A 13,384-nucleotide genomic window follows, 5' to 3' on the forward strand; every position below is an offset into this window, starting at 1 on the left:
GTGAACAGGGATGGTCCACAAGGGGAAGGTCACCGGACGGACCGGTTAACGAACGGGGGTCGGGGCTGCTTCCGGGCCGGTGACCAGCGACGTACCGGGTGTACAGCGTGCTGGCCGAGCCCACCAAGCTGCTCGCCTCGGTCTCGGGAGCGGCGCAGGCCCCGGCGCCGTGGACCGCGCTGGCCCCGACCCGCTGGGAGCGCACGAACCTGCCGTCGGTCGTCGAGGGCGACCCCTCTGCCGACCTGGGCCTGGCCATGCCGCACCTGGCCCGGGTCGGGGTGGGCGAGCGGGATGCGCAGGTCATGGTCGACCTCGGGCAGATCAACGGCGCGCTGAGCGTCTGCGGTGACCTCACGGTCGCCCAGGACACCGTGGCCGCACTGGTCAGGGGGCTGCTGGAACTGCCCCGGCAGCGCACCGTGGTGGTCTCGGTGGACCCGAGCGCGAGCGCCCTGCCGGGGCTCAACGGTCTGGTGCGGGTGCGTTCGGTGACGGATGTGAAGGGCAAGGCGCCCGACGAAGTCCTGAACTCCGCCCAGGAGTTGGGCGTCGGTCTGGTGCGGGGTGCGGCCCGCACCGGCGAGGTCACCGGGTTCGTCGTCCTGCTGGACGCGCCGACGGCCGAGGAGGCGCGGGTGCTGACGGACCTGTCGGCACCCGACGGCGGCGGCTGGATCGTGCTCACGGTCGGCGATGTGCCCGGGGCGCACTGGCGGTGGTACGCCGAGTCCGACGGCAGCGTCGATCTGGGCGTGCTGGGTCTGAGCGTGATCGTGCCGACGCAGACTCTCGCCGGAGCCGGCACAGGACGCGTCTGACGCCCATGGCGTGGAGCCTCCCAAGTCCCCGAGCACCTCGGCGAATCGGGAGGCCCCACGACGACAGCCCGGTCGAACACGGGCCCTGCTCTCCGCCCCGGCAGCCGGCCGGCCTCCTCCCCGGCGGCCGGGGCGGACCCGGCACCGGTCCCGAACGACTCGGGTGTCCGGCCCGCCACCGCACTGCAGATCAGGCCCAGGCCGTCACCGGCACGAACGAGCTGTCCTGCCGGAACAGGTCGGTGCCGTTCGAGATGTCCACGCGGAGTTGGTAGTTGTAGTGGCGCAGGTAGTAACCGGGATAGTTGTACGACTCGAAGCGGACCGAGCCGGTGGTCGTGCCCGTGCGGGCGATGAACGTGGCGTCCTGGGCGAACGTCGTCGTGCCGTCGTTGGCGTCGAAGCGGCCCCGGAAGTCGTAGTGGCGCAGGTAGTTGCCGGCGGCGTCACGGAAGGAGTAGCCGTTGGAGTCGGCGAGCCCCGCCACCACCGTGAAGGTGGCCGCCTGCTTGTCGGCGGTGGCGCTGGAGCTGGTCACCACCGGGAGGTTGAGGAGGGAGGACACCTCCTCCCAGTACCTCGTCGTGTAGTTGACCGACTGGAAGGAGCGGGTCGCGTTCTTCGTCACCGAGGCGCCGCCGGACACCGTCTCCTTGATCACCGTGAAGTGCCGGGCCGTGCCGGAGAGCGTGGCCAGGGCGGTGGGGGTGCTCCAGGTCGCGAACGTGTCGTAGCTGTCGCTGTAGTAGTAGTTGCCGTCGCCGTAGCCGTCGAAGAAGATCCGCCAGCCGCCGTTGTCGAGCTGGATCACCGAGGGGCCCTCGCGGTAGCTCCCCCAGCCGGCCCAGTCGCCGGTCCTGGAGATCGTGTAGGGGCCCTTGAGGCTGGTGGCCGTGCCGTACTCGATGTACTTCGCCGTCTCGTTCTTCGTGAACGCGTGGTACGTCGAGCCGACCTTCACGATGTACGTGTCGATGTGGTTGGAGCCGATGCCGGAGAGAGCGGTCGGTGAAGTCCACGCCGTCAGGGCCGAGTTGGTCGCGGTCAGGACGTACGGGGTGAAGATCCACTCGTCGTCCGTCGTCGAGCAGGACACGATGACGTTGACGCTGCCGTCGCTGTCAACGAACCACTCGGGCGCCCAGGCCCGGGACAGGTCGGTGATGGGGATCGTGTAGTCGTACAGAAACGTCCAGTTGACCCGGTCTGCGCTGCGGGCGAAGCCGATCGTGGTGCTCTCGTCCTCCCAGGTGTGGGTGGTGTAGGTGATGTAGTAGTAGCCGTCCGTGTGCTTGAAGATGCTCGCGTCGCGGATGCGGTTGCTGGGCGGGGTGTAGGCCGAGGACTGGAGGAGGCGGAAGTCCGTGGCGTCGTCGGACTGGTAGACGTTCACCGTCCCGTCGTCGCTGTTGAGGAACGGCACGATGGTGTAGCGGGTGGCGTAGCCGCTCGCGGGGGCGGCGGCCTCGGCCGCGCCGAGCAGGCCGGGCAGTTCGCCCAGGGCCAGGGCCGTCGCGGGCAGGGCGGCCAGCGCGCGCAGCAGGGTTCGGCGGGAGGGGGTGGGGGGACGTGTGGTCACGGCGGCTCTCCGGGTGCTCGTGCAGACGCGGACGCAGCGGCGCGTCCGGTATTTCGAACTGGGTTCGACAAGTCGCGCAGAAACTAAGAGTCGCGACAGGTTCACGTCAATGCTTTCTGCAGGACTGGGGCACAGCTGGACGCCGGCTGTGCGAAACCTGTCCGCCAAGGCCCGGATCGACGTTACTCTCCGGTAAACGCTGTGCCCCGGAGGTGGGTCCCCGTATGCCGTACGACCGTTCCGCAGGCCTCGCCGAGTCCGTACGCGCCCTGGCCGCTGGCACGTTGACGTCCCGTCAACTCACAGAGGAGTGTCTCGCGCGCATCGAGGCCACCCAGGACTCCCTCAACGCCTTCCGGATCGTGCGCCGTACGGCGGCCCTCGCCGAAGCGGACGCCGCCGACCGGGAGTTGGCCGACGGAGTGCGCCGGCCGCTGCTCGGGGTGCCGGTCGCGGTGAAGGACGACACGGACGTGGCCGGCGAGCCGACCGCCTTCGGCTGCCGGGGCGAGTTCCCGGCAGCGCAGGAGGACTCGGAGGCGGTACGGCGGCTGCGCGCGGCCGGGGCCGTGATCATCGGCAAGACCAACACCTGCGAGCTGGGGCAGTGGCCGTTCACCGAGGGTCCGGCCTTCGGCGCCACCCGCAACCCGTGGCAGCCCCGGCACACTCCGGGCGGGTCCTCGGGCGGGTCGGCGGCCGCCGTCGCGGCGGGCCTGGTGCCGGCCGCGCTCGGCTCGGACGGCGCCGGCTCGGTACGGATCCCGGCCGCCTGGACCCACCTCGTCGGCATCAAACCGCAGCGCGGCCGCATCTCCACCTGGCCGCGCGGCGAGGCGTTCCAGGGCATCACGGTGAACGGCACGCTGGCCCGCACGGTCGCCGACGCGGCCCTGCTGCTGGACGCGGCGAGCGGGAACCATCCGCAGGACCCGCATCGGCCGGGCCAGTTGACACTCACGGATGCGGTCGGCCGCGACCCCGGGCGGCTGCGCATCGCGCTCTCCCTCAAGCCGCCGTTCACCGCACTGCCGGCCCGGCTGCAGCCGGAGGTACGCACCCGCGTCCTCGAACTCGCCCAGCACCTGGCCGCGTCGGGGCACACCGTCGAGGAGGCCGACCCGCCCTACGGGCAGATCGGGCTCACCTTCGTCCCACGCGCCACGGTCGGGATAGCCGAACGCGTCCGCGAGGCACCGCATCCGGACCTCCTCGACCGGCGCACCCTGGAGGCGGCCCGCCTGGGCCGCCTGCTGGACGGGGCCCCGCTGCGGGCCGCCCGGCGCGCGGAGGCCACCCTGCGGGGCCGGATCGGCTCCTTCCTCACGTCGTACGACCTGATCCTCGCGCCGACCACCGCCGCTCCCCCGCCCCGCGTCGGAGCTCTGCTCGGGCTCGGTCAGTTCGCCACCGACCGGGCGATGATCGCCGCCTGCCCCTACGCGTGGCCGTGGAACGTGCTGGGGTGGCCGGGGGTGAACGTGCCCGCCGGGTTCACCGGGGACGGGCTGCCCGTGGGTGCCCAGTTGCTCGGACCGGCGGACAGCGAGCCGCTGCTGGTCTCCGTCGCCGCCCAGCTGGAGTCCGAACTGCGCTGGCACGAGCTCTGGCCGCCGCACGCCGTGGCCGCGGACTCCCCCGCTGCGTGACGGCCCGCTGCTTCTCTGCCGCCTTCGCCTCCCCGTACCCTCTGGCCATGGACGATGCGTCGATGGTGGGGCTGATGGGTCGGGTCACCGGAACGATCGGGCCCGGGCTCGTCGGCGAGGTGATCGTCCGGGTGCGCGGGGGCGCCGAGCACTTCCTCGCGTACGCCGCCGACGGCACGGGCCGCTTCGAGCGGGGAACGGTGGTCATGGTGGTCGAGTACCTGGCGCCGCGGACGGTCTACGTCACGCCCGCGTACGAGAGTTGAGTCCCCTCAGCCCCAGGTGAGGGGCTTGTGCGCCAAGATGGCAACAAGGGTCCGCCGATGTCTTCAATCGGGGCCCCCGCGAGCGCACACTCCCCTCGTTCGGTGCCGAAAGGGCACCATTCAAAGGGGGCGAATGCCGATGATTGTCGGCGTCGTTGCGGGGGCGGCGGTTGCCGCCGTACTCGCGCTGATCGGTGTGTTCAAGATGATGTGGCGGGTCGCCGAGCCGAACGAGGCGCTCATCATCTCCGGTTCGAATCATCGGACCGAGGGGCTCGAAGAGGGCATGGGCTTCCGGATCGTCACGGGGCGCGGCACGCTGGTGATGCCGGGCGTGCAGGCGGTGCGCAAGCTCTCCCTCGACCTCAAGGAGACCGAGCTGTCGGTGGACTGCGTGACCTTCCAGGGCATTCCGCTGAAGGTGCGGGGTGTGGTCATCTTCAAGGTCGGCGACGACTTCGTGTCGATCGCCAACGCGGGCCGCCGTTTCCTGGACCAGCAGAAGCTGGTGTCCGAGCGGGTGCACAACGTGTTCGCCGGTCATCTGCGATCCATTGTGGGCGGGTTGACGGTCGAGGACATGATCCGCGACCGCGACAAGCTCACCGGGCAGACCCGGGCCGCCTGCGGCACGGAGATGGAGAAGCTGGGGCTCATCGTGGACTCCCTGCAGATCCATGAGATCGACGACCCGACCGGGTACATCAAGAACCTGGCCATGCCGCACGCGGCCGCCGTCCAGCGGGACGCGCGGATCGCCCAGGCGGAGGCCAACCGTCTCGCCACCGAGGCGGAACAGCAGTCGCTCGCCCGGATGGCGGAGGCCACCCGGGACAGCGAGATCCTGCAGGCCGGTTACCAGGCCGAGCGCGACAAGGCGGGGGCCGAGGCACGCCAGGCCGGTCCGCTCGCCGACGCGGCCGCCCGGCAGGAGGTCGTCGTCCAGGAGACGCGGGTCGCCGAACTGGAGGCGTACCGGCGCGAACAGCAGCTCCAGGCGGACGTCCGCAAGCCGGCCGACGCCATGGCCTACGAGAAGCGCACGCTGGCCGAGGGCGAGCGTGACGCACGCATCTCGGCGGCCGAGGCCCAGGCGAGGGAGACGGAGCTGGCGGCGGTGGCCGAGGCGACCCGGGTCAAGACGGCCGCGGGTGCCGAGGCCGAGGCGACCAGGGCCCGGGGTGAGGCGAACGCGGCCGCGACCCGGGCCACCGGCGAGGCCGAGGCGGCGGCCGCCCAGGCCAGGGGGCTGGCGGCGGCCGAGGCGGCCAGGGCCAAGGGACTCGCCGAGGCCGCGGCCATCCAGGCCCGTGCGGCCGCGCTCGCCGAGAACCAGGAGGCGGTCGTCGCCCAGCAACTCGCCGAGAACTGGCCGGAGATCGTCCAGGCCGGCGCGTCCGCCTTCGGCAACGTCGACAACATGGTGCTGCTCAACGGCGCCGACGGCATGGCCGAGCTGTTCGCGAAGGCGCTGACGATGGGCGGCACGGGGCTGGGTCTGGCCCGCCAGCTCCTTGCCTCGATGAACCAGAACGGGCAGGCACCGGGCGGGACTTCACCGGCCCTCGACGGGACCGCGGCCCCGAAGACGGAGAAGGTGCCGGTGGAGCAGGACGGCGGGTGACGGAGAACAGAGCGAAGGTGCCTCCGGTCCGGCCGGGGGCGCCCGTTCGGTTCACTCCTGCGCGTTGAGCCGCCGCAGCAGCTCCAGCAGCGTCGCCCGCTCCGCCGCCGTCAGCCCGGCGAAGCAGTCGGCGAGCACCTCGCCGGCCACCCCGTGTCCCGCCGCCAGCGTCCGCTCCCCGTCGGGGGTCAGATGGTGCTCGATGCGCCGGCCGCGGCCCGGCCGCCGTTCCACCAGGCCCTGCGCGGCCAGCCGGCCGACCAGCGTGCCGAAGGCCTGCTCGCTCTGGAAGGTGGCCGCGGCCAGCTCCCGCGCCGAGGCGCCCGGCGACCGGTCGACGGCGCGCAGCGCGTCCCACTGCGCGAGGGTGGTGCCGACGGCGGCAAGCGCGCTGTCCAGCGCCCGGTGCTGCCGGTACTGGGCCTGTTTCACCGCTCTTCCGAGAACCTGCAGGTCATCGTGCATGGCTCCACTGTAACCGATGACTAAGCTTGTTTATATAAACATCCTTAGTTAGATTGTCGGCATGACGACGAACCGCATCGCCCAGGTGTATCCGGACCTCTCCATCGCGCTGACCGAGGCCGGTTCCGGCCGCCCGGTGCTCGTACTCCACGGAGGCGGCGGCCCGGCCACGGTCGCCGGCCTCGCCGCCCGCCTCGCCGGGTCGGCCCGCACCCTCACCCCCGTCCACCCCGGCTGGGACGGCACACCCCGCCCCGGCTGGCTGACGAGCGTCGACGACCTCGCCGTCGCCTACCTCCACCTGCTCCAGGACGCCGAGTCGAGCGACGTCCTGGTCATCGGCTCCTCGCTGGGCGGCCAACTCGCCGCCGAGATGGCCGTACGCGACACGGCGGGGCTGATCACCGGGCTGGTCCTGGTCAACGCGGTCGGCGCGGACATCGAGGGCGAGCCGGTCACGGACTTCTTCGCGCTGGATCCGCGCGCCCAGGCCGAGCACTCCTGGCACGACCCGGACCGCTTCTACGTCGACCCGGCCACCCTGCCCGCCGCCGAACTCGCCCGCCGCCAGGCCAACATGGCGACCATGCGGGCGCTCACCGACGGCGGCCGGATGACCGACCCGAAGCTGCTGCCCCGGCTGGGGCGGGTGCGGCAGCCCGCGCTGCTGATCTGGGGAGAGAGCGACCGTATCGTCACGCCCGCGTACGGAGCCGCCTACGCGAAGGCGTTCCCGCAGGGCCGGTTCGCGCCGGTCCCCGAGGCCGGCCACCTTCCGCACCTCGAACGCCCCGACGTGACGGCCGCGTTGATCGAGGCCGAGCTGCACCGCACCGCCACCCCGCCTGTCCTCGCAGGCTGAGGCCCCTTAGGGTGCCCTCGTGACTGCGTATATCGACGACGAGAACATCCCCGGCCGGTTCGGCCCCACCGCGACCACCGAGGCCGACCCGCACGAGGTCGGCAAGGTGCGCACCGAGTACTCCCCCGCCCACGACGGCGACCCGGACCCCGGTGAGATCGTGTGGACCTGGGTGCCCTTCGAGGAGAACGACGGGCGCGGCAAGGACCGGCCGGTGCTGGTCGTCGCCCGGGAGCCGGCCGGCACCCTGCTCGCCGTCCAGCTGTCCAGCAAGCGGCACGACAACGACCGCGAGTGGGTGGCGATCGGCAGCGGGCCGTGGGACCGCTCCGGGCGCGACTCCTGGGTGGACGTGGACCGCGTGCTGCGGCTGCACGAGGACGGCATGCGCCGCGAGGCCTGCGCCCTCGACCGGGGCCGCTTCAACCTCGTCCGCAACCGGCTGCACGAGCGGTACGGCTGGAACTGAGCGGGGCGCTCCGCTGGAATTGCCGGCGATATGCCGTCTGCCGTCCGCGGCTCCGTCGTGGCTGGTCGCGCAGTTCCCCGCGCCCCTACGGGGCGCACTCCTCGGCGGTTCTGAACGTCTCCGCGAAGGCGGCCCGGACCACGGATCCCGGCGTGCGGTCCAGGATCCCGAACACCACGTGTTCGAAGGTCCGCTCGAATCGTCCGCCGGGGCCGAGGAGCCCCCGGAAGGCGCCCGCGACCTGTGCGGGGTCGTTCTGGAACACCCCGCAGCCCCAGGCGCCGAGGACCAGCCGCCGGTAGCCGTGCGCGGCGGCGACCTCCAGCACCCGTTCGGCCCGTACGGCGAGGGCGCCGGGCAGTTCGCCGGCCCGCTCCGGAGCCGTACGGCGGATCACGCCGGCGTTGGGCGCGGCGGCCGTGAGGAACCCGGCGAGGTAGGGCTCGGCGAGGAGGCTGCCGCGGTCGTCGCGGAAGACCGGGACGGCCGGGGAGTGGATCACACGGTCCGTGTAGAACGTGTCGCGGTGGGCGCGGTGGTGGTCGTAGTACGCGGCGGCCTCACGCACACACGTGTACAGCGCGGAGGCGCGGCACAGGGCCTCCTCCTGTGCCTGGGCGCCGTTCAGGTAGCCGCCGCCCGGGTTGCGGGCCGAGGCGAAGTTCAGGACGGCCATCGGGGCGTCGGCGAGGCGGCGGGCGGCCTCCAGGCTGCTCTCCCCGGTGACCTCGAAGACGGTGTCCAGGTCCGGGGCGGGCGGGACCGGCACCGGCTCCGGCCCGTACAGCCGCGTCCCCGCTCGTGCGGCGGCGATGTCGGCCGCCAGGACGACCTCCCGGCCGTCGGGCGCACGGTAGCTCCCCGTCGCCACGATCTGTTCGGTCTGCTGGGCGACACCGCGCAGGCGCGCGCTCATGGCGCCACCCCCGTGGACGCCATGACCGCGGCCCGCGCGGCCTCCCCCGTCGTGCTCATGCAGGCATCCTGGGCGATGCTGGTGATGCCGTGCAACGGAGTTTCCATGGCCCGAAACAGTCGGAAACTCGCAAGGAAGCAGAGGTTACCGATCTCGAACGTCCCCATAGGTGCCCTTGTGCGAATGGACGCGACGGTCTTGGGTGGAACGGACGATGCCGCCCCGGACGCATCCGCGGCCGGGGCGGTGGCATGGTGGAATCTCAGGAGGATCCCGACATGTCCGACTCGATATCCGACGGCGGCGACTGTACCGAGGGGTCTGTGAAGACCGACTTCTCGGACGACCGCACCGCTGTCACCGAGGCGGAGGTAGAAGCCCTGGTCAAGGGCATCTGCTTCAAGACCGGCCCACCCTGCACCCTCGGGGTCGAAGTGGAATGGCTGGTCCACGAGCTGCGCAGACCGCAGCTCCCCGTAACACCCGAACGGCTCGAAGCGGCCTACGCCGCACTGCGAACGGTGCCCCTGGGCTCGGCGCTCACCGTCGAACCCGGCGGCCAGCTGGAGCTCAGCTCGCCGCCCGCCGCCTCCCTGATGGAGTGCATCGGCACCGTCTCCGCCGACCTGGACGCCGTCCGCAAGGTCCTCGCCGAACAGGACCTCGGACTCGTGGGCGTCGGTCACGATCCCTGGCACGCACCCCGCCGCTTCCTGCGCGAACCGCGCTACGACGCGATGGAGAGCTGCCTGGACCGTACCGGCACGGCCGGCCGCCACATGATGTGCTCCTCGGCCTCCGTACAGGTCTGCCTGGACGCCGGCCACGAGGAGCCCGGCCCGCTCGGCTACACCCGGCGCTGGTGGCTGGCCCATCAGCTGGGCCCGGTGCTGGTGGCCGCGTTCGCGAACTCCCCGCTGGTCGGGCACCGGCCCACCGGCTGGGTCTCCACCCGGCAGCTGCTCTGGATGGAGATCGGCGCGGGCCGCGCGGGCGCGCCCGCGCTGGACGGCGACCCGCGCACCGCCTGGGCCCGGCACGTCCTCGACGCGCCGGTGATGTGCGTACGGCGGGACGGCGGCCCCTGGGAGGTCCCCGAGGGCCTGACCTTCCGGACCTGGACCCGGTCGGGGACGCCCACCCCGCCCACCGGCGCGGATCTGGCGTACCACCTCACCACGCTGTTCCCGCCGGTCAGGCCGCGCGGCCATCTGGAGCTGCGGATGATCGACGCACAGCCCGGCGACGACGGCTGGATCGTGCCGCTGGCGGTGACAACGGCACTGTTCGACGACCCGGAGGCCGCCGAGACCGCGTACCGGACGGTGAAACCGCTGGCCGAGCGCGCGGGCCCGCAGCCCGCCCCGCACAACCCGCTCTGGCTCGACGCGGCCCGCACCGGGCTCCGCGACCCGGAGCTGCACGAGGCCGCCGTCGCCTGCTTCACGGCGGCGCTGGAGGCTCTGCCGAGGATCGGCGCGGCCCCCGAAGTCATGGACGCTGTGGCGACGTACCGGGACCGGTACGTGCTGCGGGGCCGCTGCCCGGCCGACGACCTGCTGGACCGACTGCGCGGCACGGCCGTTCGCGCCCCTGGGAAGGACATCAGCGCATGACCGAGACCGACGTCGACATCGATATCGAGACCCTGCGGGACCGGGCGCTGAAGTCCCTGACCACCGCCCGGGACCGCACCACGCTGCTGACCAGCTGCGTGGAAGGGCCCGACCTCACCGCCCAGCACTCCCCGCTGATGTCCCCGCTGGTCTGGGACCTGGCGCACATCGGCAACCAGGAGGAGCTCTGGCTGCTGCGCAACGTCGGCGGCCGGGAGGCGATGCGCCCCGAGATCGACAGTCTCTACGACGCCTTCGAGCATCCGCGCTCCGAGCGGCCCTCGCTGCCGCTGCTGCCGCCCGCCGAGGCCCGGCAGTACGCGGCGGAGGTGCGCGGCCGGGCGCTGGACCTGCTGGACAGCGCGGCGTTCAGCGGCACCCGGCTGACCGAGGCGGGGTTCGCGTTCGGGATGATCGCGCAGCACGAACAGCAGCACGACGAGACGATGCTGATCACCCATCAGCTCCGCAGGGGCCCGCAGGCCCTGACCGCCCCGGACCCGGACCCGGCGCCGCCGTTCACCGGCCCGTCCGAAGTCCTGGTCCCCGGCGGCCCGTTCACCATGGGCACCTCCACCGAGCCCTGGGCGCTGGACAACGAACGGCCCGCACACCGGCGGGAGGTGGCGCCCTACTGGATCGACACCACCCCGGTGACCAACGGCCGGTACCTGGCGTTCATCGAGGACGGCGGCTACGAACAGGAGCGCTGGTGGACGCCGGAGGGCTGGGCGCACATCCGGCAGCACTCCATCGTCGCCCCGCAGTTCTGGCACCGGGACGGCGGCCAGTGGCTGCGGCGCCGGTTCGGGATCACGGAGGTGGTCCCGCCCGAGGAGCCGGTGCTGCACGTGTGCTGGTACGAGGCGGACGCCTACGCCCGCTGGGCCGGGCGCCGGCTGCCGACCGAGGCCGAATGGGAGAAGGCCGCCCGGCACCACCCCGGTGAGAACCGGTCCCGGCGCTACCCGTGGGGCGACGCCGACCCGGCCCCCGCCCACGCCAACCTGGGCCAGCGGCACCTGCGCCCGGCCCCGGCGGGCAGCTACCCGGAGGGCGAGTCCCCGCTGGGCGTACGGCAGTTGATCGGTGACGTGTGGGAGTGGACGTCCAGCGACCTCGAGCCGTACCCGGGCTTCGCCGCCTTCCCGTACAAGGAGTACTCGGAGGTGTTCTTCGGCCCCGAGTACAAGGTGCTGCGCGGCGGTTCGTTCGCCGTGGACCAGGTGGCCTGCCGGGGGACGTTCCGCAACTGGGACTACCCGATCCGGCGGCAGATCTTCTCCGGCTTCCGCACCGCGCGCTCGGCGGAGACCGCCTGATGTGCCGTCACCTGGCCTTTCTGGGACCCGAGGAGCCGCTCGGCCGGCTCCTCGTGGAGCCCGAGCACTCCCTCTACCGGCAGTCGTGGGCACCCCGGCGGCAGCGGTACGGGACGGTCAACGCGGACGGGTTCGGGGTGGGCTGGTACGCCCCGGACGATCCGCAGCCGGCCCGCTACCGGCGGGCCGGGCCGATCTGGGCCGACCCGTCCTTCGCCGACCTGGCCCGGGTCGTGCGCACCGGCGCGCTGCTGGCCGCCGTACGGGACGCGACCCTGGCGGGCGCGGACGGGGAGGCCGCGGCGGCGCCGTTCGCCGCGGGCCGCTGGCTGTTCAGCCACAACGGGGCGATCCCGGGCTGGCCGGGGTCCATGGCACCCCTGGTCCCGCTGCTGCCCCCGGCCGACCTGCTGTCGATGGAGGCCCGCACCGACTCGGCGTTCGTCTGGGCGCTGGCCCTGCACCGGCTGCGGTCCGGTACGGAGCCGGGCCCGGCCCTTGCCGAAACGGTTCGGCAGGTGGCCGAGGCGGCCCCCGCGGCCCGGCTCAACCTCCTCCTCACCGACGGCGAGACCATCACCGCCACCGCCTGGGGCGACAGCCTCCACTACCTCGCGGAACCCGGCCTGCGCACCGTCGTCGCCTCCGAGCCGTACGACGACGACCCGCGCTGGCGCGAGGTCCCCGACCGCACGCTGCTCACCGTTAGCCGCGCGGGCGTCGTACTCACGCCCGTCGAGAACCCGGTCGAGGACCTGGCGTCGGTACCCCCTAAGGAGCCCTGTACGTGAGTCCCTTCCGTGTCACCCGCACCCTTCCCGAGGACGCGACGGACGCCGCGCTGCGCGCCGACGTCCTGACCGGCCTCACCGCCACCCCCAAGACGCTGCCGCCGAAGTGGTTCTACGACGCCCGGGGCAGCGAGCTGTTCGAGCAGATCACCGAGCTGCCCGAGTACTACCCGACCCGGGCCGAGCGGGAGATCCTGCGCACCCGGTCCGGCGAGATCGCCGCCGCCTGCGGCGCCCGCACCCTGGTGGAGCTGGGCTCGGGCTCCTCCGAGAAGACCCGCCTGCTCATCGACGCGCTCACCGGTCTCGAGGTGTACGTCCCGGTCGACGTCAGCGAGAGCGCGCTCACACAGGCCGGCCAGGCGCTCGTCGCGGAGCGGCCGGGGCTGACCGTGCACGCCCTGATCGCCGACTTCACCGGCCAGCTGGAGCTGCCCGAGACGCCGGAGCCGCGGCTGGTGGCGTTCCTCGGCGGCACGATCGGCAACCTGCTGCCCGCCGAGCGGGCCGGGTTCCTGGCCTCGGTGCGGCGGCTGCTCGCGCCCGGTGACGCGCTGCTGCTCGGCACCGACCTGGTCAAGGACGAGGGGGTACTGGTCCGGGCGTACGACGACGCGGCCGGGGTGACGGCCGAGTTCAACAAGAACGTCCTCGCCGTCGTCGACCGCGAACTGGACGCCGACTTCGACCCGGAGGCCTTCGACCACGTCGCCCTGTGGGACGCGGAGAACGAGTGGATCGAGATGCGGCTGCGCTCCCGCGTGGCGCAGACCGTGAAGGTGCCCGCGCTCGATCTGGCCGTGGACTTCACGGCGGGCGAGGAGCTGCGCACGGAGGTTTCGGCGAAGTTCCGGCGGGACGGCGTGACCGCGGAACTGGCCCGCGCCGGGCTTGAGTTGACCGACTGGTGGACCGACTCGGAAGGACGCTTCGCGCTGTCCCTGAGCTTCGCGCGCTGAGCGTTCGGCGGACCTGTCGTGTGTCGTCCGCGCCCCTATAGGGGC

At 72.6% G+C, this 13,384-nt stretch carries 13 protein-coding genes; 10 read left to right on the forward strand and 3 right to left on the reverse strand.

Annotated features, from left to right (window positions below; translation table 11 throughout):
* The first annotated feature begins 107 nt into the window (after positions 1 to 107).
* Positions 108 to 821 carry a hypothetical protein gene (locus tag ABZ887_RS26405; protein WP_361293735.1) on the forward strand — a complete coding sequence of 238 codons (714 nt, stop codon included), beginning with the start codon at positions 108 to 110 and terminating at the stop codon, positions 819 to 821.
* Positions 822 to 1,011: 190 nt separating this feature from the next.
* Here the strand turns inward: ABZ887_RS26405 and ABZ887_RS26410 are convergent, their stop codons facing one another.
* Complete coding sequence (locus tag ABZ887_RS26410; protein WP_361293738.1) at positions 1,012 to 2,400, reverse strand: glycoside hydrolase family 43 protein; 1,389 nt, start codon at positions 2,398 to 2,400, stop codon at positions 1,012 to 1,014.
* A 224-nt stretch (positions 2,401 to 2,624) separates the two neighbouring features.
* On the opposite strand from ABZ887_RS26410, the gene ABZ887_RS26415 reads away from it, so the two are divergent.
* From ABZ887_RS26415 to ABZ887_RS26425, 3 genes are all read left to right on the forward strand, one after another.
* Positions 2,625 to 4,049, forward strand: coding sequence for an amidase (locus ABZ887_RS26415; protein ID WP_361293741.1), 1,425 nt, complete (start codon positions 2,625 to 2,627; stop codon positions 4,047 to 4,049).
* Positions 4,050 to 4,096: 47 nt separating this feature from the next.
* Positions 4,097 to 4,315: a hypothetical protein gene (locus ABZ887_RS26420; RefSeq protein WP_189268410.1), complete on the forward strand. Its 219-nt coding sequence runs from the start codon at positions 4,097 to 4,099 to the stop codon at positions 4,313 to 4,315.
* A 133-nt stretch (positions 4,316 to 4,448) separates the two neighbouring features.
* On the forward strand, positions 4,449 to 5,939 hold the full coding sequence (locus ABZ887_RS26425; protein WP_361293745.1) for an SPFH domain-containing protein: 1,491 nt from the start codon (positions 4,449 to 4,451) through the stop codon (positions 5,937 to 5,939).
* Positions 5,940 to 5,990: 51 nt separating this feature from the next.
* On the opposite strand, the gene ABZ887_RS26430 is transcribed toward ABZ887_RS26425, so the two are convergent.
* Positions 5,991 to 6,404 (reverse strand): MarR family winged helix-turn-helix transcriptional regulator, encoded by a 414-nt coding sequence (locus ABZ887_RS26430; RefSeq protein WP_361293748.1) that lies wholly within the window; start codon positions 6,402 to 6,404, stop codon positions 5,991 to 5,993.
* 61 nt (positions 6,405 to 6,465) lie between these two features.
* Between ABZ887_RS26430 and ABZ887_RS26435 the strand changes: the two genes are divergently transcribed.
* Both ABZ887_RS26435 and ABZ887_RS26440 read left to right on the forward strand, forming a co-directional pair.
* Entirely contained in the window at positions 6,466 to 7,266 is an 801-nt protein-coding gene (locus ABZ887_RS26435; RefSeq protein WP_361293751.1) for an alpha/beta hydrolase, read from the forward strand.
* A 19-nt stretch (positions 7,267 to 7,285) separates the two neighbouring features.
* Positions 7,286 to 7,735, forward strand: a complete 450-nt coding sequence (locus ABZ887_RS26440; protein ID WP_361293754.1) for a type II toxin-antitoxin system PemK/MazF family toxin — start codon at positions 7,286 to 7,288, stop codon at positions 7,733 to 7,735.
* Positions 7,736 to 7,820: 85 nt separating this feature from the next.
* On the opposite strand, the gene ABZ887_RS26445 is transcribed toward ABZ887_RS26440, so the two are convergent.
* Complete coding sequence (locus ABZ887_RS26445; protein ID WP_361293757.1) at positions 7,821 to 8,651, reverse strand: TIGR02452 family protein; 831 nt, start codon at positions 8,649 to 8,651, stop codon at positions 7,821 to 7,823.
* A gap of 278 nt (positions 8,652 to 8,929) precedes the next feature.
* On the opposite strand from ABZ887_RS26445, the gene egtA reads away from it, so the two are divergent.
* Genes egtA through egtD form a run of 4 tightly spaced genes read left to right on the forward strand, consistent with a single transcriptional unit; the run spans position 8,930 to position 13,339 of the window.
* The gene (gene egtA, locus ABZ887_RS26450; RefSeq protein WP_361293760.1) at positions 8,930 to 10,267 is read left to right on the forward strand and encodes an ergothioneine biosynthesis glutamate--cysteine ligase EgtA; all 1,338 of its coding nucleotides are present in this window, start codon (positions 8,930 to 8,932) and stop codon (positions 10,265 to 10,267) included.
* Positions 10,264 to 11,589, forward strand: a complete 1,326-nt coding sequence (egtB, locus tag ABZ887_RS26455; protein ID WP_361293763.1) for an ergothioneine biosynthesis protein EgtB — start codon at positions 10,264 to 10,266, stop codon at positions 11,587 to 11,589. The genes egtA and egtB overlap by 4 nt, the downstream gene beginning before the upstream one ends.
* Positions 11,589 to 12,380, forward strand: coding sequence for an ergothioneine biosynthesis protein EgtC (gene egtC, locus ABZ887_RS26460; protein ID WP_361293766.1), 792 nt, complete (start codon positions 11,589 to 11,591; stop codon positions 12,378 to 12,380). The genes egtB and egtC overlap by 1 nt, the downstream gene beginning before the upstream one ends.
* Complete coding sequence (gene egtD, locus ABZ887_RS26465) at positions 12,377 to 13,339, forward strand: L-histidine N(alpha)-methyltransferase (RefSeq protein WP_361293769.1); 963 nt, start codon at positions 12,377 to 12,379, stop codon at positions 13,337 to 13,339. The genes egtC and egtD overlap by 4 nt, the downstream gene beginning before the upstream one ends.
* The last annotated feature ends 45 nt before the right edge of the window (positions 13,340 to 13,384 follow it).

This window comes from Streptomyces sp. NPDC047061, assembly GCF_040643955.1.
Taxonomy (GTDB): Bacteria; Actinomycetota; Actinomycetes; order Streptomycetales; family Streptomycetaceae; genus Streptomyces.